The organism is Halorubrum halodurans (genome assembly GCF_002252985.1).
Classification (GTDB): domain Archaea; phylum Halobacteriota; class Halobacteria; order Halobacteriales; family Haloferacaceae; genus Halorubrum; species Halorubrum halodurans.
Genome location: NZ_NHPJ01000009.1, coordinates 1 through 924, shown reverse-complemented (window position 1 = coordinate 924; position 924 = coordinate 1). Strand labels below are relative to the sequence as shown.

The window sequence follows — 924 nt, the reverse complement described above, 5'->3', positions numbered from 1 at the left end:
TCCTCCGTTTCCCCCGTCCTCCGTTTCCCCCATCCTCCGCTCCCTCCGCCCGGCGACCGCCGATCGCCTCCGATAGCTAGAACTCGGTCGCGTCCCTCGACGGTGACGCATGGACCTCCCGCGCGTCCGGCGCGTCTGGAAGCGCGTGTTCGCGCTCGCGTGGCCGGTGATGGGCGAGCAGACGTTCCGGACCGCGATGCGGACGACGGACGTCGTCGTCACCGCGCTCTTCTCGCCGGCCGCGNNCCGGCGCGGCGGAGACGGCGACCCGCGACGAGGCGATCACGCAGGCGATCCTGCTCGGCGCGCTCGCCGGGGTCCCGTTCGTCCTCTTCGGGCTGTTCCTCGGCGAGGCCGCGATCGACGTCTTCGGCCGGCTCGTCGGCCGGGAGACCCCGCCGGCGGTCGTCTCGCTCGGCGCGGCGTACCTCGCGATCGTCTTCGCGACGGCCCCGGCGAGACACGTCGCGCTCGTGGCCGCGCGGGCGCTCCAGGGAACCGGCGACACCAGAACGCCGATGTACGTGAACGTGGTCGCGAACTCGCTCAACATCGTCGGGTCGGTCGTCCTCGGGCTCGGGCTGTTCGGGCTCCCCCGCCTGGAGGTCGTCGGCGTCGGCCTCGCGACTGCGACCGCGAACGTCCTCACGGCGGGGCTGCTCTGTGCGGCGATACGGGGACCGTGGACCGACGCCGCTTTCGTCCGACCGCGAGACCTCACGATCGCGGGACAGCTGCTCCGCGTGAGCGCGCCGCGGGTCGCGGAGGGGTTCAGCGCCGAGGCCGCGGAGTTCCCCTTCAACGCCCTGCTCCTCGGCTTCGGCGAGGCGGTCAACGCCGGCTTCCAGATCGGCCGCCGCGTCTACCAGCAGGTGACCGGCCCGCTCTCGCGCGGGTACAACGTCGCGGCCTCGGTGCTGAACC

Annotated in this window: 1 pseudogene; it reads left to right on the top strand. The window is 73.1% G+C overall.

From position 1 onward, the window contains the following. Positions 1-109 precede the first annotated feature (109 nt). Positions 110-924, top strand: a pseudogene (locus DJ70_RS01315) (MATE family efflux transporter); the annotation flags it as partial.